The sequence below is a fragment of the Streptococcus handemini genome, from assembly GCF_040984445.1.
GTDB classification, from domain to species: domain Bacteria; phylum Bacillota; class Bacilli; order Lactobacillales; family Streptococcaceae; genus Streptococcus; species Streptococcus handemini.
In genome coordinates this window covers 1-23,078 of record NZ_JBFRYH010000024.1, presented here as the reverse complement: position 1 = coordinate 23,078, position 23,078 = coordinate 1, and the positions used below count along the sequence as shown (strand labels likewise).

Sequence of the window (23,078 nt, the reverse complement as noted above, 5' to 3'; positions counted from 1 at the left end):
GGTATAATGGTACAGTTAAAAATGAAAAAAGGAGCATTAGTTAAATGAAACGTATTGCTGTTTTGACTAGTGGTGGTGACGCCCCTGGTATGAACGCTGCCGTTCGTGCAGTGGTTCGTAAAGCAATTTCAGAGGGGATGGAAGTCTTCGGGATTAACTATGGTTATGCCGGAATGGTTGCTGGAGATATTTTCCCTCTTACAAAAGTAGGAGTAAGCGGTATTCTTGGTACTGGTGGGACCATGCTATACTCGGCTCGCTATCCAGAGTTTGCTCAATTGGAAGGTCAATTAAAAGGAATTGAGCAGTTGAAAAAACATGGGATTGAAGGAGTCGTTGTTATCGGTGGTGATGGATCTTACCACGGTGCGATGCGCTTGACAGAGCACGGATTCCCTGCAATTGGTATCCCAGGAACGATTGACAATGATATTCCAGGTACAGACTTTACCATCGGTTTTGATACAGCTTGTATGACAGTTATGGATGCGGTTGATAAAATTCGCGATACAGCCATGAGTCATCGTCGTACATTTGTTGTAGAGGTAATGGGGCGCCACGCAGGGGACATTGCTCTTTGGACAGGTATTGCGATTGGTGCAGATGAAATTATTGTGCCAGAAGAAGACTTCAAGATTGAAGATGTGGTTGCCAATATCCGTAAGGGTTATGAAAAAGGGAAGAACCACAATATCGTTATGCTTGCTGAAGGAGTTATGTCAGCAGATGAATTTGCTAGAAAATTGAAAGAAGCTGGTGATACGAGTGACCTTCGTGCGATTGAGCTTGGTCATATCCAACGTGGTGGTCGTCCAACCGTCCGCGACCGTGTCTTAGCATCACGCCTGGGTGCTTATGCAGTAGAACTGTTAAAAGAAGGGAAAGGCGGTCTCGCAGTTGGTGTTCACAAAGATGACCTCGTTGCTAATCCAATCCTTGGTTCAAAAGAAGAAAGTGCTCTCTTCTGCCTAGGTGAAGATGGTAAGATAGTTGTCAACAACCCTCATAAAGGGGATGCGAAACTAGCTGGCTTGGCTCGTAGCTTGTCTCGTTATTAAACGTCTATAATCGTTAACAGTTAATTGGAAACTTGTCGCAAAAAAGGAGAAAAAAACAAATCATGAATAAACGCGTAAAAATTGTTGCTACATTAGGTCCTGCGGTTGAAATCCGTGGTGGTAAAAAATTTGGTGAAGATGGTTATTGGGGTGAAAAATTAGACGTTGAAGCCTCAGCTCAGAAAATTGCTGAATTGATCAAAGAAGGGGCAAACGTATTCCGTTTCAACTTCTCACACGGTGACCACCAAGAGCAAGGTGAGCGTATGGCAACAGTACGTCGTGCGGAAGAAATTGCTGGTCAAAAAGTCGGTTTCTTGCTTGATACAAAAGGTCCTGAAATCCGTACAGAATTGTTTGAAGGGGATGCAAAAGAATACGAGTATACAACTGGTGAAACACTTCGTGTTGCAACAAAACAAGGAGTCAAATCAACTCGTGAAGTGATTGCCTTGAACGTTGCAGGTGCTCTTGACATCTATGACGACGTTGAAGTTGGAAAACAAATCCTTGTTGACGACGGTAAACTTGGTCTTCGTGTTTTTGCAAAAGATGATGCAAAACGTGAGTTTGAAGTAACAGTTGAAAATGATGGCGTTATCGCTAAACAAAAAGGTGTAAACATTCCTTACACTAAAATTCCTTTCCCAGCTCTTGCTGAGCGTGATAATGCGGACATCCGTTTCGGTCTTGAGCAAGGCTTGAACTTCATCGCGATTTCATTTGTTCGTACTGCAAAAGATGTGAATGAAGTACGTGCTATCTGTGAGGAAACTGGAAATGCTCACGTGAAATTGTTTGCTAAGATCGAAAACCAACAAGGTATTGATAATATCGACGAAATCATCGAAGCAGCAGATGGTATCATGATTGCTCGTGGTGATATGGGGATCGAAGTACCATTTGAAATGGTTCCAGTTTACCAAAAAATGATCATCACGAAAGTGAATGCAGCTGGTAAAGCAGTTATCACAGCAACAAATATGCTTGAAACAATGACTGAAAAACCACGTGCAACTCGTTCAGAAGTATCAGATGTATTCAATGCTGTTATCGATGGAACAGATGCGACAATGCTTTCAGGTGAGTCAGCAAATGGTAAATATCCGGTTGAGTCAGTTCGTACAATGGCAACAATTGCGAAAAATGCGCAGACTCTCTTGGAAGAATACAGTCGTTTGGATGCCTCAACATTTGAACGTACAAGCAAGACAGAAGTTATTGCTTCTGCCGTTCGTGATGCGTGTCACTCAATGAATATCAAATTGGTTGTAACGGTTACTGAAACTGGATTCTCAGCACGTTCTATTTCGAAATACCGTCCAAATGCTGATATTTTGGCTGTTACCTTTACAGAAGAAGTTCAAAAATCATTGATGATTAACTGGGGAGTTATTCCAATTGTGACTGATAAACCAGCTTCTACAGATGATATGTTTGAATTGGCAGAACGTGAAGCAATCAAGGCTGGACTTGTTCAATCAGGTGACGACATTGTCATTGTTGCAGGTCTTCCAGTTGGTGTTGCAGGTTCAACCAACACAATGCGTGTTCGTACTGTAAAATAAAGCAAAGCATAAGCCTTCATGGTTCAAGAACTACTTGTTCCTAAGGCTTTTTTACTTGCATAGTCATGTAAAGGAGAACTATGAAAACGAAACCTATGATGCGATTTTCACTCTTGGTGATTTCCATTTTTTTAATGTCTCACTTGGCTATTGCTCCAGCCATTCCAAAGCTATACGAATACTATCATGCGCGGAATGCGAGTATTGGTCTTGCTTCGGTAGAGAGCTTGGTAACAGTCCCAGCTATGATGATTACGATTACGGTCTTGCTTAGTAATTTAGTGGTTTCTTGGTTAGGGACAAAGAAAACAGTTTTGTTGGGTTTGGGCTTGATTGGTCTATTTGGTATCTTACCGACTTTTTTAACTTCTTTTCCTCTTATATTTTTAAGTCGTTTGTTGTTAGGAGTAGGAATTGGACTCTATAATTCGCTGTCTATCAGTTTGATTAGCGATTTTTACGAGGGCGAAATGCGGGCTCGTATGATTGGCTTTCGGACGGCTTTTCTCAATATCGGAAAGGCCTTAACAACCTTTATAGTGGGTTCTATTTTATTAGTAGGAGTTCACTATACCTTTTTGGTATACTTACTCGCCTTCCCTGTTCTTATTCTTTTTTACCTCTACGTTCCTGAGTCTCATCATCCTCAAGCGACGGTCAAAGAATCTCTCGTATGGAATCAGAAGGTAGGATTGGTTGTAGCTTTGACCTTCCTCGTTGGAATCAGCTATATTGGGGCAACGATTAAAATTCCAAGTTTACTGGTAACGAAATATGGTTTTTCAACGACCTTATCAAGTCAGTTGCTCACCATTTTAGCTCTCAGTGGTATTGTGACAGGCTGTTTCTTTGGGTCAATTTTAAAAAAATTGGGCAATTCCACCCTTTTTGTTGTGTTGATTTCCATGGGATTGGGTAATTTTCTCTTTACCCTACCCGTTCATTTCCCTCTGTTTGTTCTTGCTAGTATCTTAGTAGGGATGAGTTTTGTTGGCATTATGTCGTTTAATTTTTACTATATTTCGAAGCAATTTCCGCAAGAGCAAGTCCATTTTGTAACGAGTCTAGCCATTACGGGTGGAAATATCGGAGTCGTTCTAACACCGATTTTTCTGACAAAATTATTGGAAAAATTCCAGATTGAAACCTTCATTACTCCATTTTATATGAGTAGTGGATTGATGGTTCTGGCTTGTCTGTTAGCTTACGCTTTATTTCGGTCGAAAAACAATATCCATAGCCAGCCATAGCTTACGTAATACATAAATTTATTTTTTAATAATATTCATCCTTGACTTGGAGTACACTCCAAGTGGTATACTAATACTAGTTTTGTAAAGAAAGTGAGGAAAGTTAATGAAAACAGCAATTTTTGAAAAGGCTGGATTGATGATTATTGGTGAAGTTGATAAACCACAAATTCAAGAAAAGGATGATGTGATTATCAAGATTGTCCGGGCTTGTGTTTGTGGGTCAGATCTTTGGTCTTACTCACACGGTGATGATAAGGCGGCGCATTCTATCAATTCAGGACACGAGGCCTTAGGAATAGTAGAAGAGGTTGGAAGCGAGATTACTACCGTCAAACCAGGCGATTTTGTCATTGTACCGTTTACGCATGGTTGTGGGCATTGTGATGCCTGTCGTGCAGGATTTGACGGGACTTGTGATAATCACCCTGCGCCTACTAACTGGGGAGGTGGCTTCCAATCTGAATACTTGCGCTTCCATTATGGAAATTGGGCTTTGATTAAGGTACCAGGACAGCCGTCTGACTATTCAGAAGGGATGCTCAAGTCTCTTCTTACTCTGGCAGATGTCATGCCGACAGGTTACCACGCAGCACGTGTAGCCAATGTTCAGCGTGGAGACAAGGTCGTTGTCATTGGAGATGGAGCAGTTGGGCAATGCGCGGTTATCGCAGCTAAGATGATGGGGGCTTCTCAGATTATCATGATGAGCCGTCATGCTGATCGGCAAGCCATGGCCTTAGAATCTGGTGCGACAGCTGTTGTAGCGGAACGTGGTGAAGAAGGTATTGCCAAAGTTCGTGAGATTTTAGGTGGTGGAGCAGATGCTGCGCTTGAATGCGTGGGAACAGAAGCTGCAATCGAACAAGCCTTAGGAGTTCTTCACAATGGCGGACGTGTTGGTTTTGTTGGTGTACCGCACTACAATAGCCGACCGCTTGGCTCAACTTTTGCCCAAAATATCTCGGTCGCAGGAGGTTCTGCTTCCGTGACGACTTACAATAAGCAAGTCTTGTTGAAAGCCGTTCTGGACGGAGACATCAATCCAGGTCGTGTCTTTACGCAGACCTATGACCTTGATGATGTTAATCAAGCCTATAAAGACATGGCAGATCGCAAGGTCATCAAATCGATGTTGCTTGTGGATTAACATTCAAAAAGCCCTTCTTCTATCAGGAAGAGGGCTTTTTAAGTATTAGTCATTTGATATAGGCAGCAGGTGAATAGGGTGTGGCATCAAAGTCATGTGTATATCCAAGAATTGATTGGGCTAGTTGCCAACCGATAAAAGGACCGCAGGTGAGACCAGAAGAACCTAGACCACTTGCGACTAAAATAGACGGTTGATCTGTCAGTCGTCCGTAGAAAGGCAGAAAGTCTGAGGTATAGGCACGCGTACCAACACGTGTATGGTTGACTTGGTACCGCTCTAAATCTGGGATAAAGGAAGTAGCTGTTTCCTTCATTTGTTGGATTTTTTCATTATCAACAGTCAGATTATAGCCTTGGTCATTTTCATGAGTGGCCCCGATAACAAGTTTTCCTCCTTCAAAGGGGAGAATGTCAATTTCACCATGGAGCATACAGCCAGGCCAATTATCTGTATTAAAAGCAGTTTGAACTTCGAGCAACTGCCCTTTTTGCGGAACAATATCAACAGCATAACCCAAAGGCTGAAGGGTCTGAGGCAACCAAGCGCCTGTTGCTAAGATGATTTCATCATAGGGATACAATTGTGTGCCTACGCTGACTTGTTTGTTAGATAAGAGCTGGGCATGTCCCCTGATGAGATGACCACCTTGCTGTTCAAACAGATTCTGCAATTGGTCGAGAAGTTGTCCGCCATCTACTCGTCCTCCACCGCGAGTAAACACAGCGCCTTGCTCTGTCTCAAGAGGAGGAATAGTTTGGGCTAAATCGTGTCCTTTTAAGACACCAAGTTCTCCAATCATAGGAGACTGGTCCCGTCTTTCTTGAGCTAGTTTTGCTAATTTCTCAAGTAAGGAATCATTCTTTTTAAACACGAGAGTCCCTGTTTGTCTGTAGGGGAGCTGTTTGATACCTGCCTCCTGTAAATCTTGCATCAAATCCAAATAAAAGGCCGCCCCCTTATCAACCAATCGATACCAAGTTTGGTTGCGCCGCTGAGAAAGCCAGGGACAGATAATACCAGCAGCAGCTCGTGTAGCATTTCCTTTTCCCTCGTCAATTAGGATTATTTGTAAATGTGGGTTTTGGGAGAGATAAAAGGCAGCAGTAGAGCCGACAATTCCCCCACCGATAATGATAATCTTCTTTTGTTTCATATTTATAGTATAGCATAAAGAAAGATTGAATTCTGTGTTTTTATCACCATGTGGAGGTAGTATTCTACAAAATTGCGCTGATTCTGTGAAAATGTTAGAATAGAAAAAAGGAGAAGATATGTCAGATATAATGTACCCAGAAGTCCTAACGATTGGAAATGGAGCGATCAAAGTTGCGACCGTTGGCGACAGTTTGACCTATGGTTATGGATTAGAAAATCGAGAACGAGATGCCTATCCCAGTATTCTTGCCGAAAAATTAGGACACCATTATCAGGTCTTAAACTTTGGCTTGAGTGGCAGATCCTTGCAGTCAACCTCGGATTATCCCTATTTACAGGAGAAAAATGCCCAATTGTCATTGGAAAGTGAAGCAGATATTGTCATCATCATGATTGGAAGTAATGATAGTAGAGGACCCTATTGGAATAAGGAACGCTTTATCAGGGAGTATAGTGAGATGGTTGACCGGTATGTACAGATGCCCAGTCAGCCAGATGTCTATCTCATGGTTCCTCCTTATGTACCAACCAGTCGATTTGGTCTTAACAATGACATTATACGAACAGAATTGCAAACGATTATCCCTCGAATTGCTAAGGAGAAAAGCCTTGAGTGGGTCAACTTTTATCCATTAACAGAAGGACACCTAGAGTATTACAGTGACGGTCTGCATTTGACGCCGCTTGGTAATCAGTTTATTGCAGAGACAGTCTATGCTGCAATCATGGGAGCAGTCATAAGTAATTTTTGAAAAAATATGCTATACTAGTGAGAGAAATGGAGAGAAAATGGCAAAAAGGGATTTTATTCATCGAATTATTATAATTAGTTTGCTAGTTTTTGGGATTATTGCACTGCGCATTTGGGTCTTTGAACCAGTCACTATTACTAAGCAAATGGCAAACTCGTATCTCAAGGAAAATGATCTTGTAATTGCTGTCAAAGGTAAGGAAATCGAGTATGGTGATTTTGTCTTATATCAAGTAGAAGGCACAGAGCATGTTGGTCGAGTCATTGCCATGGAAGGCGATAGCGTGACCTATATGGATGATGTTTTGTACCGCAACAATGAGATAGTTGAGGAACAGTATTTAAAAAAATCAGCTAATCACCACCAAGACTATTATACAGAAGACGTGATGATTCCAAGTGTGACAGAGAGAAACTATTTGATTTTAAATGATAATCGGAAGAATCGTGATGATAGTCGAACATTTGGACTTATTTCTTCGCATCAAATTATTGGGCGCTTGACCTTCCGTGTCAGTCCCATTGGTGAATTTGGCTTTATTGATATTGGGCTAACCCAAGAATAGGGTTAGTTTTTTTATTCACAAACAATACTATACCAATTTTATATTTGACAAACTAAATCCTTTTCTATATACTTTATTTATTGGTTTTGTTAAGAAAAAATATGACTATACCAATTTTGAAGTAATGAAATAGAAATGGATGGTAATTAGTATGTGTGGAATCGTTGGTGTTGTCGGAAATACAAATGCAACCGATATTTTAATTCAAGGACTTGAAAAGTTAGAATACCGTGGTTATGACTCAGCAGGTATTTTTGTCACAGGTGGTGAAAGAGGATACTTAATCAAATCTGTTGGTAGAGTTGCTGATTTATCAGCTAAAGTTGGAGATGCTGTAGAAGGGACAATCGGTATTGGTCATACACGCTGGGCGACTCATGGGAAACCAACGGAAGATAATGCTCACCCCCATACCTCTCAGACAGGTCGCTTTGTCCTTGTTCACAATGGGGTGATTGAAAATTATCTTGAAATGAAAAATACCTATCTTAAAGGTCATGATTTCAAGGGGCAGACAGATACAGAAATTGCGGTTCATTTAATTGGAAAATTTGTCGAAGAAGACAACTTGTCAGTACTGGAAGCCTTCAAAAAAGCTCTGCATATTATCCAAGGTTCTTATGCCTTTGCCTTGATTGATACTGTAAATCCAGACACGATTTATGTCGCAAAGAACAAGTCACCACTATTGATTGGTCTTGGAGAGGGCTACAATATGGTTTGTTCTGATGCTATGGCTATGATTCGTGAAACTAGTGAGTACATGGAAATTCACGATAAAGAACTGGTCATCGTTACAAAAGATAGCGTAGAAGTGACGGACTATGATGGTAATCCAATAGAGCGCAACAGCTATACAGCCGAGCTCGATTTATCAGATATTGGAAAAGGAACTTATCCGTTCTATATGCTGAAAGAAATTGATGAGCAACCAACTGTTATGCGTAAGTTGATTAGTGCTTACTCAGATGCAGAAGGTCAAATGACAGTAGATCCAGCCGTTGTCAAAGCTGTTCAGGAAGCAGACCGTATCTATATCCTTGCAGCAGGAACTTCTTACAATGCAGGGTATGCTTCGAAGAATATGATTGAGGCACTGACTGATACACCAGTTGAATTAGGTGTGGCTTCTGAATGGGCCTATCACATGCCTCTCTTGAGCAAGAAACCGCTCTTTATCCTCTTGACCCAGTCTGGTGAGACAGCAGACAGCCGTCAGGTTCTCGTTAAGGCCAATGAAATGGGCATTCCAAGTTTGACGATTACCAATGTGCCAGGATCGACTCTTTCTCGTGAAGCAACTTATACGATGCTGCTGCATGCGGGGCCTGAAATCGCAGTAGCCTCTACTAAAGCTTATACTGCACAAATCGCTGCTCTTGCCTTTTTATCAAAAGCAGTCGGAGAAGCAAATGGCAAGAAAGAAGCATCTGACTTTGACTTGGTGCATGAATTGTCTATTGTAGCGCAATCCATTGAAGCAACCTTGTCTGAAAAAGATATGATTGCTGAAAAAGTAGCAAACCTACTTGCAACAACACGTAATGCCTTCTATATCGGACGTGGCAATGACTACTATGTGACAATTGAAGCTGCTCTAAAATTAAAAGAAATTTCGTATATCCAGTGTGAGGGATTTGCAGCTGGTGAATTGAAGCATGGTACGATTTCACTGATTGAAGACGGCACACCTGTTATCGCCTTGATTTCAGCTAGTGAGAAAGTTGCAGCGCATACTCGTGGAAATATCGCAGAAGTCGTTTCCCGTGGGGCACACATCTTGACCATTGTTGAAGAAGGCATGGAGCGGGAAGATGATGATATCGTGGTCAACAGGGTTCACCCATTCTTGTCTAGCATTTCCATGGTGATCCCAACCCAATTGATTGCTTACTATGCCTCTCTTCAACGTGGATTAGACGTTGATAAACCACGTAACTTAGCGAAAGCTGTTACGGTTGAATAATCAGAAACTCCCCGCAGCTTTTCTGCGAGGATTTTTGATACCGTTATCTGACAGAATGTGGAATATTTTTTCAAAATGCATTATAAAAATGCAAAAAAGTCTTTTCATTTTTAGAAATTTTTGCTATACTATTTTTTAATTATTATTTTGGAGGAGATTATGGGATATATTATCGAGATTTTACCGAGCTTATTAAATGGGGCCTTGGTATCGTTTCAGGTCTTTGTGATGGTCTTGCTCTTCTCTCTTCCGTTGGGAGCATTGGTGGCCTTTTTGATGAAAGTTCCATTCAAACCCTTGCTCTGGTTTTTGAATCTTTATGTGCTGATTATGCGGGGGACACCCTTGTTGCTTCAGCTGATTTTTGTCTATTATGTCTTGCCAAGCATTGGCATTACCTTTGATAGAATGCCCGCAGTCTTGATTACCTTTACGCTGAATTATGCGGCTTATTTCTCTGAAATTTTTCGTGGAGGAATCGAAGCGATTCCTACTGGTCAGTATGAGGCGGCAAAAGTCTTGAAGTTTACACCTGTTCAGACCATTCGCTACATTGTCTTGCCTCAGGTGGTGAAAATTGTTTTACCGAGTGTCTTTAATGAAGTGACGACCTTGGTCAAGGATACATCTTTGATTTATGCACTGGGGGTCAACGACCTGCTTCTTGCTAGTCGGACAGCAGCCAACCGTGATGTCAGTCTAGCACCGATGTTTATCGCAGGAGCACTCTACTTGGTGATGATTGGTCTTGTGACCCTTGTTGCCAATAAGATTGAGAAAAAATTTGATTATTATAAATAGGGGGGTCTTATGTTAGAATTACGCAATCTTTCTAAGCGTTTCGATCATAAACAGATTTTTTCCAACTATGACCTCGTCATTCCTGAAGGGAAAATCCTTGCCATCGTTGGTCAGTCTGGCGGTGGGAAAACGACCTTGCTACGGATGCTAGCAGGACTTGAGAGTATTGATTCAGGTCAGTTGATTTATAATGGAGAAGAACTTCCCTTAGAGGAGTTGGAAAAACGACATTTGTTGGGCTTTGTTTTCCAAGATTTCCAGCTGTTTCCGCACCTATCGGTGTTGGAAAACTTAATCTTATCGCCCATCAAAACGCAGAATATTTCTCGTATAGTGGCTGAAAGCAAAGCCCGTCAATTGCTTGAAACTCTTGGTTTAGCTGGTCATGCGGATGCCTATCCGTATTCCTTATCTGGTGGGCAAAAGCAGCGTGTCGCTTTGGCACGTGCTATGATGATTGAGCCTGAGATTATTGGTTATGATGAACCAACATCAGCACTGGACCCTGAGTTACGAAAAGAAGTAGAGAATCTCATTCTTGAAAATCGCAGAACGGGTATTACGCAGATTGTTGTCACCCACGACATGCAGTTTGCAGAAAACATTGCCGATGAGATTATTAAGATTGAGCCTAAACATTAGAACCTATCTGTAAAAAGGGGAATAAACTATGAAATTGAAATCACTTGTAATTGGTACAGTCGGTATGCTAGCAGGTCTTGCGCTGACAGCGTGTGGGTCTAGCGATTCAGCGGCTAAAAAAGACAATTGGTCTAGTTATGAAGAAAGCAAAAAAATTACGATTGGCTTTGACAAGACATTTGTCCCAATGGGATTTGAAGAAAAAAATGGTCAATATACAGGGTTTGATATTGACCTAGCGACAGCAGTCTTTGACAAATACGGGATTGCTATTGAATGGCAACCGATTGACTGGGACTTGAAAGAAACAGAGTTAAACAATGGCAACATTGATTTGATTTGGAATGGCTACTCTGCAACTGATGAACGCCGTGAAAAAGTTTTGTTCTCAGATGATTACATGGCTAATCTCCAAGTATTGGTGACGAAGAAATCATCTAAGATTGACGCAAGTGCGGATATGAAAGACAAGGTGCTAGGGGCTCAAGCAGGTTCGTCTGGCTATGCGGCTTTTGAAGCGCAACCGGCTATCTTAAAAGGCTTTGTAAAAAACAATGAGGCAACCCAATACGCAACTTTTAACGAAGCCTTGATTGACTTGAAAAATGACCGCATTGACGGGCTCTTAATTGACCGTGTCTATGCCAATTATTATTTGCAGCAAGAAGGTCTTATTAAGGACTACAATATTATTGATGCTGGTTTTGAGAAAGAAGCCTTTGCAGTAGGTGCTCGTAAGGCTGATACGACCTTGGTGGAAAAAATCAATGCAGCCTTCAAAGAATTGTATGCAGATGGTAGCTTCCAAAAAATCTCTGATAAGTGGTTTGGAGAAGATGTGGCTGCAGATGCTATCAAGAAGAAATAAAGTGTAAAAAATAATAAACCAAGCTAGAAGGCCTTGAACCTTCTAGCTTTTTGTTATGAAAAATGGTATAGTAATGGTGAGTGGAAGGAGTGATTGGTCATGTCTGCGGAATTGTTTCATTTTTTGATCTTTGTCAGAATTTTTGCCCTATGCTGGATTCTTTACCGCATCTATCAGTTGAGAAAGGCAAGGCCTCGGAAACTGATTTTTCTTGCCTTTCTTGTATTTAGCATTTCTTTACTATATGCGATTGTGACCTTGATACAAGCTATTTGGAAATAGTAGTTGATGAGATAGAAAAAGCTGAAACTAGGTGATAACTAATTCAGCTTTTTTTCTGTTATTTGGTGAAAGATGACTTGCCAGACTTCATGGCGCCGCCAGAGAGAAGTATGGACTTTATTTCCGATTTCAAACGTTACCAGTTTTGATTTTTGGCTGACTGAAACCATTTGGAAATTGGTCAGATAGGTGGATTGAACGGAGTGTGTCTGGAGCATTTGGTCTTTATTGAGATACTGTCCCTGTTCATCAATTAGTAGATACCTATCCTCAATCAGCTGTTCATAGCCTTTTTCATGGGCCTGGATTTCAGCTTCAAATCGATAGAGTTTATCAAAGACATGCTCGTACATTTCATCGTGGGGAATTTCAGACGGCTCTACATGGATATCCACATCGAAAACCCCATGCTTTAAAATCAAGAGTTGCTCGACCTGCTCGGTCACCTTATGGCTTTCATAGACAGACAGGTCAGGATTCATTTCAAGAACGATGTCGAGGTAGATATTTGCCCCATAGGTCCGACCACGTTGGGACTTGACTGCGCTAATCTTGGGCAGCTTTAGAATATCTGTTTCATACTTATGGAGCAATTCCTCATCAAAACCGTCTGACAAAGTAAAGAAGCTCTCCATGAAAATCCCGTAAGCTGTTTTTAAGATGAAAAAGGTAATGATAATAGCTGCGATTTTATCAATAATCGGAAATTGAAAGGCCGCTGCAAAAACAGCAATGGAAGTTCCGATGGAGGTTATGGCATCTGATAGATTATCCTTGGCGGTCGCCTCAAGAGCTTTAGAATGCACTTTTTTTGCTAAGCCTTTGTTGTAGAGATAGACCGTAAACATGACGATAGCAGAGATGACTCCAACAGTTGCCCCCATAACGTCAATTTCAACGACTTCTTTACTGAGGAGTTTTTGAATGGTGCTATGCAGAACTTGAAAACCAACGACAAACATGATGAAAGAGGTGATGAGGCTTGCCAAATCTTCCATTTTCCAATGACCAAATTTATGGTCGGTATCTGCAGGTTTTTGCGCCATTCTCAGCCCAATCAGCACCGCGATATTACCGATAATATCTGAAATATTGTTAAAGGCATCAGCAGTCAATGCATCGGAATGAAAGAGAGAGCCAGCTGCTAATTTTGCCCCAGATAGGAGGACATAGGCGGTGATAGAGACAATAGCCCCACGCTCTGCCAGTTTCAAATTATGTGCTTGTTGGTTCATAATTCCTCCTTTGTACTTGCTTCATTGTAGCAGAATGAGCAAGAATTTTCAAGGGAGTTCAATAGCAAACCACGACAAACGCATGAAAAAATTGCACCTATCCTAATTTTTGATAGGTGCAATTTTTTAAAAGTATTTCATAACTTTTTTAAAGAAATATTAAATTTTCTCTCGTTAACAACTAAATTATAGCATAATTTTTTCTAAATACTAATACCAACAAGTGAAAATACGATTTCTAAAAACCATATTTTCCTCATGCGTTTGTTGTTGAGCTTATCTCACCCAAATATCACCTGTATTGGTTTCAAGAATGAGGCGATTTTGGGAGTTGGGTTGGCTTTGGAAGTGATTGGATACGCTGCCGAGGTCTACGTTTGTTTCAATGTTGACAGCTGTTTTGGGATTAAGCTGGAGGTCGATTTCTCCAATGTCTGTCGAAAATTGATGAATGCCAGTTAGGGTGAGGTTAGTTGCGGTGATATTTCCTGCATTCAATTGAATAGAATTTTCTTTGCTATTTTGGGGAGCTAGTCTGACATTTTCCAGTTGAATTTCTCCTGTATCAACATCTAAATTGAGCGTACCGATGTTGACATTATTTAGTTTGACAGTTCCAACATTGACAGTTAGCTCTACAGTATCAATTGTAACGTTTACGAGATCAATATCCCCTATGTCAACAAGACCTTTGAGCTCTTTGAGATTTGTCCCCTTGGGAACTTCAAGGCGAGGGATGCGTTTTTCAACCCAATTTTGCTGACTAAGATGCAGAACGATATCAAGTAGGCCGTTCGTATTGATGGACGAACTAGGCTGATTCTCATTGATTGTCAGTTGCTTACCTTTTAACTGGTGACTTACAGGAGCAAACTTATCTCTAAGGTAATGATAGTAGCTAAGATGAAATTGCTCATCTTTTGACGGAGCAATGATGATGCTCGTTTGAATGTCAAGAGACTCTACTTGGTCAAAGTCAGTAGTTTCTAGCTTCCGATTGAGAGTGACTTCCTGTTTTAGATTTTTCCAACCTCCTAGTAGAAAGCCTGTGCCTGCAAGGCTGAGTCCAACAAAGAGAAGCGTTAGACAGGTTTTGGTAAAACGGTTAACTGATTTCATAGCGGTTTCTCCTAATAACTTTTTCTTGAATCAAATGAACAAGGGCAAGGACAGCTTTTTTCCCAAGAACAATCGTAGTCTGCATAGCAAGAAGTCCTAGGGAGATGGCGACTAATCCAAGTCCGATAAAGAGGATTGAGCTACTCCAGGCAATTGAAAAAATCTGAAAGGCTGTAATTAGAAAGCCTAATCCTAGAGCAATCAAACTAATCCATACAGAAGCAAGGACCAACAAGAAACTGAAAACGAGTATAATCGCAGTTAGAAAGAGAGCTAAGAGGGTAAACGCTAGTGGCAAGGCCATAGGGGCCGCAAGGATGCTGAGGGCGACGATGAGAATAGTATTGCGAGGTGTAGCAGTTCCTGCTTCGGTCTTTTTGGCATAGAGCTGGTCGAGGATTTCTCGCGCAGCTTGCTTAGGACTTCCTAACTCAGCAATTACCTGCGCCTCGTTATCTGGTCCAGCTTCGTCAAAGTATTCAGTAAAATGTTCCATGGCATCTTGATAATCCTCTGCTGGCAGACGTTTAAGATATTTCTGTAACTGAGTGATATAGTCGTTGCGTGTCATTTTCGTAGGCTCCCTTCTATAATACCGTCAATATTTTCCTTATATTCCGTCCATTCGGTTTGCAAAAAGTTAATCTGCTTGCGCCCCAGGTCGGTAATTTCGTAATATTTGCGCTTGCGTCCCTGAAATTCCTGAGAATAAGTAGTCACAAAGCCTGCTTTTTCAAGTTTTTTCAGAATGGGATATAAGGTTGATTCCTTGATATCCGCTACAATCTTAATGGTCTGACTGATTTCATAACCGTAGGAATCTTGCTTTTCTACAATAGACAAAATCAGAAATTCAATCAAGACAGAGGAGACAGGATAGTACATAAATGCTCACCTCTCTTATGTATAAATATTTTATATATAAATTATATACATAAAGATAATCCTTGTCAAGGATAATATATAAAAATTTTATATAAAAAAACCAAGCACTGTCAAGATGCTTGGTTCAGCTTGAAGAAAAAGTCTTTTTATTGCCACCATCCTTATGTGCTTTCGGACATCAGCGACTTCCTTCGGAGTAAAATAATCCAGTGGATTATTTTAGCCCGAGCCCAGAAACAAGGGAGCGAGCATAATCGATTTCAACGAAATCATGACTTCTATAACTTTTAGCACGGCGGTGGTGGCGGTATTGTGCTCGCTAAGCTCGCAAATGTTCTAACCTTGAAACAACAGAAAATTAAATATCATTGTAATGTTTTTCTGAATTGTGAGGTTTGTCTACATTCTGACCAAGCACCGTCAAGATGCTTGGTTCAGCTATTTCATCAGTAGAACGACTAGTTTGTCAAAATCGATTGTCGTTGTAAAGGTTCCTGTTTGGAGTTCAAGGCTGTTTTCGTGGACAGCTGTCACTTGGCTAAAGAGGTAGTGATTTCCACCCCAGAATTGGTCAGTATTCGTGTAAGCCTTGCATTTGCCGAGGGCAATATGGTTGCAAGATGTGTAATCTTCTTCTTTTTTGATGAGAATGTCCAGACAGCGTTGGAGATTAAAGTAGCCGTAGCGCTGGTGTTTCTCAAAGCAAACCATATTTTGGTAGATACCTACGATTTTGACATTTCGCAGAACTTGGTACCACATCGTGTTAAGGGAAACATCGCACACCTTTCCGAGATAGGTTTGAATGGCAAAACTAGACTTTTGCTGCGGAGAAGTTGCGAGTTCAAGATTGTCTACCTCTTGCTGGATTGGTAGGTCAATATCTTCTCGAACCAGCTGGTCCAAACTCATATCGGCAAAATCAGCTATCTTGATGAGAATGTAAAGATCTGGAATAGCCGTGCCATTTTCCCACTTGGAAACCGATTGGCGGCTGACCAGAAATTCTTCAGCGAATTGTTCCTGTGATAATTGATGTATGGTGCGAATGAAACGAATTTTTTCATGTAGTAACATATAGGTCACCTCCTATCCCTACTGTAGCAAATGGAAAGATTTTTGCCAAGAAGGTCTGGTTTACATTTTGCTACTCTTGGTTGCAGCGGGGGAAAAAACGCCCTATTATGCGTTAAAGGGCGTTTATTGTATCGTCTTTTATTGATGTCCAACAATTCCTAAAATAACATCGACGGCTTTTTCCATGGTTTCAAGACTGACAAATTCAAAACGGCCATGCATGTTTTCACCACCTGCAAAGATATTTGGTGTTGGAATACCCATGAAGGAAATTTTTGATCCATCGGTTCCACCACGGACTGGCTCGATGATTGGCTTGATGTCAAGACTTTCCATGACCTCTTTTGCAATGGTAATGGGTGTCATATCCTTTTCAATGATTTTCTTCATGTTATAGTATTGGTCATGAAGATTGACGATGACGCGTGGTGTGTCAAAATTCTGATTCATTTTCTCAGCAACATCCAGCATCAATTGTTTGCGAGCTTCGAAATCAGCTTCTTCAAAATCACGAATGATGTATGTGGTCTGTGCCTGATCGACGCTTCCTGCCATGTCCATTAAATGGAAGAAACCTTGATACCCATCCGTTTTTTCTGGGCGATCTGTTTCTGGAAGAGCATTATGGAAGTCAATTGCCAATTGGAAGGCATTAATCATTTGATCCTTGGCAGAACCCGGGTGAACATTTCGTCCAAGAAAATCAATCTTAGCACCAGCAGCACTAAAGGTTTCGTATTGGAGTTCGCCAAGTGGTCCGCCGTCCATCGTATAGGCAAAATCAACATCAAAATCTTCCACATCAAATTTATCGGCTCCCACACCGATTTCTTCATCTGGGCCAAATCCAACACGGATTTCGCAATGTTTGATCTCGGGATGAGCTACCAAGTATTCAATGGCTGTCATAATCTCAGCAATTCCTGATTTATCGTCAGAGCCAAGCAAGGTCGTTCCGTCTGTTGTAATCAGGGTTTGACCAGGGTAATTGCCCAATTGTGGGAAATCTTTTGGATGCAATTCAAAACCAGATGTTCCAAGTGGAATAGGAGAGCCATCGTAGTTTTCAATGATTTGTGGATTCACCCCTTCTGCATTGAAGTCTGCTGTATCCATGTGGGCGATAAAGCCAATCTTACGTGTCAAAGTAGGATCATTAGCAGGAAGTGTTCCTACGGCAAAACCATTTGGCAAATAGTGGACATTTTGAAGTCCGATGCGTTCCATTTCAGGAAGCAGAATGTTTTGGGCAAATTCGACTTGATTTTGCGTGCTAGGTGTAGTGGTTGAAGTCTCATCTGAACGTGTATTTTCTTTCACGTAGACAAGAAATCGTTCTAAAAGTGTAGGGTATTTCATGATTTTCTCCTTTTGGTATTTTCTACTGCTGTAAAATATGTTTGTAAATGGCTTTGGCTACACCGTCTTGGTCATTGGTATCCGTCACATCATTTGCAAAAGATGTGACTAGATCGCTAGCATTGCCCATGGCAATACTCAATCCAGCAAATTCCAGCATTTCAATGTCATTGTTGGCATCTCCTATTGCCATGATTTCCTCTGGTAAAATCTGCAAGTGTTCTGCTAATTTCTTCAAGGCAGAAGCCTTATTGGTACCTGTTGGCAAAATTTCAAGTAGGACATCTTGCGAGCGTACGGCATCGAAATCCTTACGGAGTATGTCAGCATAGCTGGTTTCAAAGGCATCAGTGGCCTCTTTTGTTCCGACATACATCGCTTGGAAAAGATGACGACTCTGATTGGTTGCATCTTCCATACTTAAAATCGTTGGCTCTACAAAAACAAGCTGAGCATCTGTCTGTGAATGTTCATTTGGTTCATCGTCTAAGACATAATAATGCTCCTCGTCAAATAAGGTCAGCTGCATCTTACTTCCTGGAATGAAAGTTGCAAGGTATTTGATTTGCTCAGGGGATAGCTCAGCCCAGTCAATCAACTTCCAGTCACTCGTCTGGTGGGTTGAACAACCATTGTTGACAATGACATACTCATGTTCCGCATCAAGACCCAGCTGGTCAAAATAAGGCTTGACCCCTGGGAGCATTCTGCCAGTACACAGTACGAGCTTAACCCCCATTTCAATCGCTTTATGAATCGCCTCAATCTGTGGTTGGGTTAGTTGCTTCTGACTATTCAACAACGTCCCATCCATATCAAGAGCTAGTAATTTAATCATACACTCCTCCTCAAGTATTCTATAGACTAGTATAGCATAAAAAACAGTCCAAAGTATTCTATAGACTAGTATAGCACGACAAACTCTAAGCAGGCCAAGCCTGCTTAGAGTTTGTCGTGACTTATGATATCTTTTCAAATCCAACCGATACTAGAACTCTCAACCCCTTCCTGCAATCGATTCAAACGTTGGATTTGTTTCAAAACATTGTAGATGATGCAGGTTATGGAAGTGAAGAGAACCACGTTTTTATAATTGATGAGTTAGAGAAAACACATCTGACTCCTTATGGCATGTACCAAAAGGAGAGGACTAAGAAATATCAAAACAGTCCTAATAACCAAAAAACTGGACATACCTTGAAGAAACAGATCAGTTTATGAAACCTGATGGAGTGGTCTATTCCTTTAAAAATGACTCTCGTCGAACGGATAAGTACGGATTTAAGCGTGACTTTAAAATCTACAAGGCAGATCACATACAGGACACACTCGAGTTAGAAAATCTTGCCAAAACAGAAAATGGTCGCCTGAAACAGATTCATTACAATCCGACTTGGTATTCCTTTAAAGAACTCATAAAAGAAGAATTGCATAGTGAAGAAGGCTCCCATATCTATGCCAAACGCAAGACAGATGTCGAACCTGTTTTTGGCCGATTGAAGAGTGTTTTTGGTGTGCGCAGAGTTCATGTCAGAGGGAACCAAGCCGTCCAAACGGAGGTTGGCTCCCTCTTACACAAAATTATTGACAGAACCTGAATCGGCGATGAGGTTTTCTAGACATCATTTTCTCCTGTTCTATTTTCTGTAGTCTAGTACACTTTATAAATTCTGTCTAGCTTAGTGTAACCTATCCAAGCGGATACGCTTGGACATTTCGGAATGATAATTTTAAATAAATAAAAAAAGATGGTCTAAAAACAAAAATATACATGATTTTATTTTAAAATAATATTCAATGAAATAAAAGATATAAGGCTGGTTTTTCTCGTTTTATTAGGATAAAAATTGGAATAACCTTATCAACATCTAACTTGACAAATGTAAATAAAAAGAATAAAATTTTTGATAGAAGAGGAATATTTTTATCAAAAACTAAGCATATAATTTCTTTTTTATAAAATAAACCTTTGAATAATCTTGTAAGCGTTTACACAGCAAAGGGAGGGGTGTGGTATGGTTCGTAAAAAGCAAAAAGGTGTGCATTCCAGTAAAATTTGGTTGCTCATTTCGTTCTCTGTTGCGATGTTGTTCTGGTACTATTTGTCGATAAGCGAAAGTACTGCCAGAAGTTTTCCTAATATATTATTAGTGTGGAAGTCTATTTTTATAATGCTTGATAGAGGGGTACTTCTTGTTGATTTGATGACTAGTTTATGGACAATCTTGTGCGGTTTTTTGGTTGGATTGGTCTTGTCTATTCCGAATGCCATCATCATGGCATGGTATATACCCTATCAAAAGGTTGTATCTCCTTGGTTACATTTCATAAGGAATATACCTCCGTTAGCTTATGTTCCCTTGGTTGTCCTGTCTGCTGGTGTTGGATTTGTTCCGCAAGTCATTGTGATTTCAATTGCTACATTTTTAACAATGACAATCACTATATTTCAAGGGATTATTCATATAGATCCAGTCCTGATTCAAGCAGCTAAAGTACTTGGTGCTAGTGATGTTGCTGTTTTTCAAAAAGTCCTAATTCCAGCCTCTATTCCGTTTCTTGTTACAGCGATTCGATTGGGAGTAGGAGTTGCGTTAACCACCTTAATTGCAGCAGAATCTACTGGGGCGATTGCGGGTTTGGGGATGCGAATTAGATCTTTGAATAATACTTTTGACTCAGCTCCCTTATTGCTATATATCATTATTATAGGCCTTATAGGCCTGATAATTGATAAATGTATTGATGGATTAGAAAAGAGGTTGACAGTATGGCAAGAGAAGAAGGAAATGTAAAAGTAATTGTCGAGAATGTTAGTAAGGTGTTTGAAATGGAGAACAATGAGTTTGTAGCATTGAAAGATGTACAGCTAGAAATAGAAGAAAATGATTTCATTACAGCTGTTGGTCCATCAGGGTGTGGAAAGTCTACACTTTTAAACATCATTGCTGGTATGATACCACCAACGAGTGGTCGAGTAGTTTGTAATAATCAAATAGTTACGGGAATGAGTCCAGACAGGGGCGTGATTTTTCAACAATATGCCTTATTTCCGTGGTTGACAGTTAAGCAGAATGTGATGTTCGGCTTGAATGTTCAAGGTTTCGAGAAATCAGAAGCAGAGAGTGTTGCTGATAAGTATATACAAATGGTCGGCCTAGAGAAATTCTCCCATCATTTTCCAAAAGAATTGTCTGGTGGAATGAAGCAGAGGGTAGCGATAGCTCGAGCCTATGCTGCAAATCCATCTGTATTGCTCATGGATGAACCATTCGGAGCAGTAGATCCGTTGGCTCGGGCGCAATTACAAGTAGAATTACTTAACATGTGGATTAAGGAAAGAAAGACATGCTTTTTTATAACACATGACATTGAAGAGGCAATATTTTTGGGGACAAAGATAGCGATTATGGGAACAAATCCTGGTAATATCAAAGAATTAATGCATATTCCCTTGCCTCACTCAAGAAGGTTAGGGATAAAAAATGAGAAAGAATTTTTGGAGATCAAAGAGTATGTTTGGTCGCAAGTATATGGAGAAAGTCAGTATGAAATGGAATAGATTTGTAAGAATAATGTTTCGTTCTGTTATTTTGTTTTCGATGGTGCTTTGTGCTTCTTGTTCTAAGTATGATAAAGTGGAGCAACAGTTGGAGTTGACAGAGATGAATGTAGCGTATATGCCTAATTTTGGAAGTCTCCATGATGTGATAACAGGTGTCAATAGGGGGATTTTTGAGGAAGAAGGGGTTAAAGTAAATTTAGTGGAATTTGTTGATGGCGCAACAATTATTGCAGCTATGGAGTCAGGATCGATTGACATTGGAAATATTGGGCCAGGAGCTCACCGACTACCTATAGAAGGGCGGGCAGAAATTATTTCTTTTTCACAGCTAGGTAATGCTGATGAAGTTCTCGGACGAACAGATAAAGGTGTTCGATCATTAGACGATTTAAAAGGAAAGAAGATAGGTTTAGCGGCAGGAACGTCTGCAGAGGCGATTTTACACCTTGCCCTTAAAGAAGTTGGCTTGTCAGTAAACGATGTGGAGTTGGTCGAGATGGACGCTTCTTCGATTGTATCTGCCATGCTATCGGGATCGATTGATGCTGCAGCTACTTGGTCTCCTAATACTACTGTGATAAAAAGACAGTTAGGCGAAACCAGCATTACCCTTGCTGACAACGATCGCTATAAGGATGCTTACCCAGCAATTGCTTCTTATGTTGTGAAGGCCGGTTATTCTCAAAAAAAATCTGAGGATATGAAGAAATTTTTACGAGGTCTATATCGCTCTATGGATTATCGTTCTGAACATATGGCTGAAGTTGTTACATGGGTCGCCCAAAAAGTTGGAGCTGATAGCGACGCAACGAGCTTAGAGGTCAATGACGGGAAATGGTTGACGAGTTCTGAATTATTGGCGCATCTAAATAGTGGTGAAATTGAACACTATTATGAAAAACAACAGAAAAATTTTTTATCAACTGGTTTAGTAAAATCAGAGAGAGATGTATCGGAATATGTAAAATTGGACTTAATGAAAGAGATTCTATCAGAAATTTCTTTCAATCGGTAAAAGGAATGATGGATAAAGAAGTAATGAAATCATATTATCGATTTAGTCAAAAGTAGACTGTGGATAAAAGTGCTATTCCTATTCAATTTTTTCCGAATGAAGATAGACTTTTTGAAGAACTGGCTCAAGAAATGATATCAGTTATTGAAAAAAATAACAGGAGTTATTTACCATCTGTGATGATTTGTCCAGATGGTAAATGAACGAAGGATTAGTCTCAAGAATATGTGTTTTATCAATATGGATGAGTATGTAGATGAGAATAGGAGATGGATAAAGAAGCAATCTTCCTTGAGTTTCAGGGGAGTGAGTGTATTCGCAATTGGATTCGGAGTTAATCATGCTTGAGATCCAAAGAGTGTTAGACCATATTCACTTATTAATAAAGGAACTAGGAAAGATTGATTTGCGCATTGGTGGCATTGGAATCAATGGTCATATTGCCTTTAAAGAACCAGATGCATCCTTAGATAATGATGAATAGTACTCCTTGTCAACACGGGTGGTAAGGTTAGCGCCAGAAACGCAGGCAGTGAATGCCGTTGCTTAATAAAGGGGAGAGCAATTGAATTGATGCCACAGTTTGCTATTACAATATGGATGAGTGTTATACTGAGTTCAAAAAAGATTATCCTAAACTCGTGGTGCTAGTTACTCTCAGAATACAATAAAAAGCCCAAAAGGACTATACTGTAAGTGACCAAACAAACAGGAGGTTAGTCCAAATGAGCCACTTACAGTATATCGCTAAATCCCATCACTT

Annotated in this window: 22 protein-coding genes and 1 pseudogene; 15 read left to right on the top strand and 8 right to left on the bottom strand. The window is 40.5% G+C overall.

Going from position 1 to position 23,078, the window contains the following annotated elements; genetic code table 11:
• The first annotated feature begins 44 nt into the window (after positions 1-44).
• From pfkA to ABPH35_RS05250, 4 genes are all read left to right on the top strand, one after another.
• Positions 45-1,058: a 6-phosphofructokinase gene (gene pfkA / locus ABPH35_RS05265; RefSeq protein WP_349988715.1), complete on the top strand. Its 1,014-nt coding sequence runs from the start codon at positions 45-47 to the stop codon at positions 1,056-1,058.
• A 62-nt stretch (positions 1,059-1,120) separates the two neighbouring features.
• Positions 1,121-2,626, top strand: coding sequence for a pyruvate kinase (gene pyk, locus ABPH35_RS05260; protein WP_349988714.1), 1,506 nt, complete (start codon positions 1,121-1,123; stop codon positions 2,624-2,626).
• A gap of 80 nt (positions 2,627-2,706) precedes the next feature.
• Positions 2,707-3,876, top strand: coding sequence for an MFS transporter (locus ABPH35_RS05255; RefSeq protein WP_349988713.1), 1,170 nt, complete (start codon positions 2,707-2,709; stop codon positions 3,874-3,876).
• Between the two features lie 106 nt (positions 3,877-3,982).
• A complete protein-coding gene (locus ABPH35_RS05250; RefSeq protein WP_349988712.1) occupies positions 3,983-5,026 on the top strand; it encodes a zinc-binding dehydrogenase in 1,044 nt (347 codons plus the stop codon).
• A gap of 49 nt (positions 5,027-5,075) precedes the next feature.
• Here the strand turns inward: ABPH35_RS05250 and ABPH35_RS05245 are convergent, their stop codons facing one another.
• A complete protein-coding gene (locus ABPH35_RS05245) occupies positions 5,076-6,182 on the bottom strand; it encodes an NAD(P)/FAD-dependent oxidoreductase (protein ID WP_349988711.1) in 1,107 nt (368 codons plus the stop codon).
• Positions 6,183-6,300: 118 nt separating this feature from the next.
• On the opposite strand from ABPH35_RS05245, the gene ABPH35_RS05240 reads away from it, so the two are divergent.
• From ABPH35_RS05240 to ABPH35_RS05215, 6 genes are all read left to right on the top strand, one after another.
• On the top strand, positions 6,301-6,936 hold the full coding sequence (locus tag ABPH35_RS05240; RefSeq protein ID WP_349988710.1) for a GDSL-type esterase/lipase family protein: 636 nt from the start codon (positions 6,301-6,303) through the stop codon (positions 6,934-6,936).
• A gap of 37 nt (positions 6,937-6,973) precedes the next feature.
• Positions 6,974-7,501 carry a signal peptidase I gene (gene lepB, locus ABPH35_RS05235; protein WP_349988709.1) on the top strand — a complete coding sequence of 176 codons (528 nt, stop codon included), beginning with the start codon at positions 6,974-6,976 and terminating at the stop codon, positions 7,499-7,501.
• Between the two features lie 151 nt (positions 7,502-7,652).
• Complete coding sequence (glmS, locus tag ABPH35_RS05230) at positions 7,653-9,467, top strand: glutamine--fructose-6-phosphate transaminase (isomerizing) (RefSeq protein WP_368849640.1); 1,815 nt, start codon at positions 7,653-7,655, stop codon at positions 9,465-9,467.
• A gap of 159 nt (positions 9,468-9,626) precedes the next feature.
• Positions 9,627-10,268, top strand: a complete 642-nt coding sequence (locus ABPH35_RS05225) for an amino acid ABC transporter permease (RefSeq protein WP_349988708.1) — start codon at positions 9,627-9,629, stop codon at positions 10,266-10,268.
• A 9-nt stretch (positions 10,269-10,277) separates the two neighbouring features.
• Complete coding sequence (locus tag ABPH35_RS05220) at positions 10,278-10,910, top strand: amino acid ABC transporter ATP-binding protein (RefSeq protein WP_349988707.1); 633 nt, start codon at positions 10,278-10,280, stop codon at positions 10,908-10,910.
• Positions 10,911-10,938: 28 nt separating this feature from the next.
• Positions 10,939-11,778 carry an amino acid ABC transporter substrate-binding protein gene (locus ABPH35_RS05215; protein WP_349988706.1) on the top strand — a complete coding sequence of 280 codons (840 nt, stop codon included), beginning with the start codon at positions 10,939-10,941 and terminating at the stop codon, positions 11,776-11,778.
• Between the two features lie 320 nt (positions 11,779-12,098).
• Here ABPH35_RS05215 and ABPH35_RS05210 read toward each other — a convergent pair whose 3' ends face one another.
• From ABPH35_RS05210 to ABPH35_RS05180, 7 genes are all read right to left on the bottom strand, one after another.
• Complete coding sequence (locus ABPH35_RS05210) at positions 12,099-13,295, bottom strand: cation diffusion facilitator family transporter (protein WP_349988705.1); 1,197 nt, start codon at positions 13,293-13,295, stop codon at positions 12,099-12,101.
• A gap of 276 nt (positions 13,296-13,571) precedes the next feature.
• Complete coding sequence (locus ABPH35_RS05205) at positions 13,572-14,414, bottom strand: DUF4097 family beta strand repeat-containing protein (RefSeq protein WP_349988704.1); 843 nt, start codon at positions 14,412-14,414, stop codon at positions 13,572-13,574.
• Positions 14,401-14,985, bottom strand: a complete 585-nt coding sequence (locus tag ABPH35_RS05200) for a DUF1700 domain-containing protein (RefSeq protein ID WP_349988703.1) — start codon at positions 14,983-14,985, stop codon at positions 14,401-14,403. The genes ABPH35_RS05205 and ABPH35_RS05200 overlap by 14 nt, the downstream gene beginning before the upstream one ends.
• Positions 14,982-15,299, bottom strand: a complete 318-nt coding sequence (locus tag ABPH35_RS05195) for a PadR family transcriptional regulator (RefSeq protein ID WP_349988702.1) — start codon at positions 15,297-15,299, stop codon at positions 14,982-14,984. The genes ABPH35_RS05200 and ABPH35_RS05195 overlap by 4 nt, the downstream gene beginning before the upstream one ends.
• A gap of 438 nt (positions 15,300-15,737) precedes the next feature.
• Positions 15,738-16,376 carry a helix-turn-helix transcriptional regulator gene (locus ABPH35_RS05190; protein WP_349988701.1) on the bottom strand — a complete coding sequence of 213 codons (639 nt, stop codon included), beginning with the start codon at positions 16,374-16,376 and terminating at the stop codon, positions 15,738-15,740.
• 138 nt (positions 16,377-16,514) lie between these two features.
• Positions 16,515-17,735, bottom strand: a complete 1,221-nt coding sequence (gene pepT, locus ABPH35_RS05185) for a peptidase T (RefSeq protein WP_349988700.1) — start codon at positions 17,733-17,735, stop codon at positions 16,515-16,517.
• Positions 17,736-17,757: 22 nt separating this feature from the next.
• Positions 17,758-18,573 carry a Cof-type HAD-IIB family hydrolase gene (locus ABPH35_RS05180; RefSeq protein WP_349988699.1) on the bottom strand — a complete coding sequence of 272 codons (816 nt, stop codon included), beginning with the start codon at positions 18,571-18,573 and terminating at the stop codon, positions 17,758-17,760.
• 119 nt (positions 18,574-18,692) lie between these two features.
• Between ABPH35_RS05180 and ABPH35_RS05175 the strand changes: the two are divergent.
• The 5 genes and pseudogenes from ABPH35_RS05175 to ABPH35_RS05155 form a co-directional block, all read left to right on the top strand.
• Positions 18,693-19,300, top strand: a pseudogene (locus ABPH35_RS05175) (transposase); the annotation flags it as partial.
• Between the two features lie 450 nt (positions 19,301-19,750).
• Complete coding sequence (locus ABPH35_RS05170; RefSeq protein ID WP_349988698.1) at positions 19,751-20,530, top strand: ABC transporter permease; 780 nt, start codon at positions 19,751-19,753, stop codon at positions 20,528-20,530.
• A complete protein-coding gene (locus ABPH35_RS05165) occupies positions 20,506-21,297 on the top strand; it encodes an ABC transporter ATP-binding protein (protein WP_349988697.1) in 792 nt (263 codons plus the stop codon). Before ABPH35_RS05170 ends, ABPH35_RS05165 begins: the two co-directional genes overlap by 25 nt.
• Positions 21,284-22,315, top strand: coding sequence for an ABC transporter substrate-binding protein (locus ABPH35_RS05160; RefSeq protein ID WP_349988696.1), 1,032 nt, complete (start codon positions 21,284-21,286; stop codon positions 22,313-22,315). The genes ABPH35_RS05165 and ABPH35_RS05160 overlap by 14 nt, the downstream gene beginning before the upstream one ends.
• A 310-nt stretch (positions 22,316-22,625) precedes the next feature.
• Positions 22,626-22,799 (top strand): hypothetical protein, encoded by a 174-nt coding sequence (locus ABPH35_RS05155; RefSeq protein ID WP_349988695.1) that lies wholly within the window; start codon positions 22,626-22,628, stop codon positions 22,797-22,799.
• Positions 22,800-23,078: the final 279 nt, after the last annotated feature.

What these genes read in the sequence shown, in the direction of transcription:
- pfkA (WP_349988715.1), top strand. Translation starts at nt 45, where the DNA reads ATGAAACGTATTGCTGTTTTGACTAGTGGTGGTGACGCCCCTGGTATG.
- pyk (WP_349988714.1), top strand. Translation starts at nt 1,121, where the DNA reads ATGAATAAACGCGTAAAAATTGTTGCTACATTAGGTCCTGCGGTTGAA.
- ABPH35_RS05255 (WP_349988713.1), top strand. Translation starts at nt 2,707, where the DNA reads ATGAAAACGAAACCTATGATGCGATTTTCACTCTTGGTGATTTCCATT.
- ABPH35_RS05250 (WP_349988712.1), top strand. Translation starts at nt 3,983, where the DNA reads ATGAAAACAGCAATTTTTGAAAAGGCTGGATTGATGATTATTGGTGAA.
- ABPH35_RS05245 (WP_349988711.1), bottom strand. Translation starts at nt 6,182, where the DNA reads ATGAAACAAAAGAAGATTATCATTATCGGTGGGGGAATTGTCGGCTCT.
- ABPH35_RS05240 (WP_349988710.1), top strand. Translation starts at nt 6,301, where the DNA reads ATGTCAGATATAATGTACCCAGAAGTCCTAACGATTGGAAATGGAGCG.
- lepB (WP_349988709.1), top strand. Translation starts at nt 6,974, where the DNA reads ATGGCAAAAAGGGATTTTATTCATCGAATTATTATAATTAGTTTGCTA.
- glmS (WP_368849640.1), top strand. Translation starts at nt 7,653, where the DNA reads ATGTGTGGAATCGTTGGTGTTGTCGGAAATACAAATGCAACCGATATT.
- ABPH35_RS05225 (WP_349988708.1), top strand. Translation starts at nt 9,627, where the DNA reads ATGGGATATATTATCGAGATTTTACCGAGCTTATTAAATGGGGCCTTG.
- ABPH35_RS05220 (WP_349988707.1), top strand. Translation starts at nt 10,278, where the DNA reads ATGTTAGAATTACGCAATCTTTCTAAGCGTTTCGATCATAAACAGATT.
- ABPH35_RS05215 (WP_349988706.1), top strand. Translation starts at nt 10,939, where the DNA reads ATGAAATTGAAATCACTTGTAATTGGTACAGTCGGTATGCTAGCAGGT.
- ABPH35_RS05210 (WP_349988705.1), bottom strand. Translation starts at nt 13,295, where the DNA reads ATGAACCAACAAGCACATAATTTGAAACTGGCAGAGCGTGGGGCTATT.
- ABPH35_RS05205 (WP_349988704.1), bottom strand. Translation starts at nt 14,414, where the DNA reads ATGAAATCAGTTAACCGTTTTACCAAAACCTGTCTAACGCTTCTCTTT.
- ABPH35_RS05200 (WP_349988703.1), bottom strand. Translation starts at nt 14,985, where the DNA reads ATGACACGCAACGACTATATCACTCAGTTACAGAAATATCTTAAACGT.
- ABPH35_RS05195 (WP_349988702.1), bottom strand. Translation starts at nt 15,299, where the DNA reads ATGTACTATCCTGTCTCCTCTGTCTTGATTGAATTTCTGATTTTGTCT.
- ABPH35_RS05190 (WP_349988701.1), bottom strand. Translation starts at nt 16,376, where the DNA reads ATGTTACTACATGAAAAAATTCGTTTCATTCGCACCATACATCAATTA.
- pepT (WP_349988700.1), bottom strand. Translation starts at nt 17,735, where the DNA reads ATGAAATACCCTACACTTTTAGAACGATTTCTTGTCTACGTGAAAGAA.
- ABPH35_RS05180 (WP_349988699.1), bottom strand. Translation starts at nt 18,573, where the DNA reads ATGATTAAATTACTAGCTCTTGATATGGATGGGACGTTGTTGAATAGT.
- ABPH35_RS05170 (WP_349988698.1), top strand. Translation starts at nt 19,751, where the DNA reads ATGGTTCGTAAAAAGCAAAAAGGTGTGCATTCCAGTAAAATTTGGTTG.
- ABPH35_RS05165 (WP_349988697.1), top strand. Translation starts at nt 20,506, where the DNA reads ATGGCAAGAGAAGAAGGAAATGTAAAAGTAATTGTCGAGAATGTTAGT.
- ABPH35_RS05160 (WP_349988696.1), top strand. Translation starts at nt 21,284, where the DNA reads ATGAAATGGAATAGATTTGTAAGAATAATGTTTCGTTCTGTTATTTTG.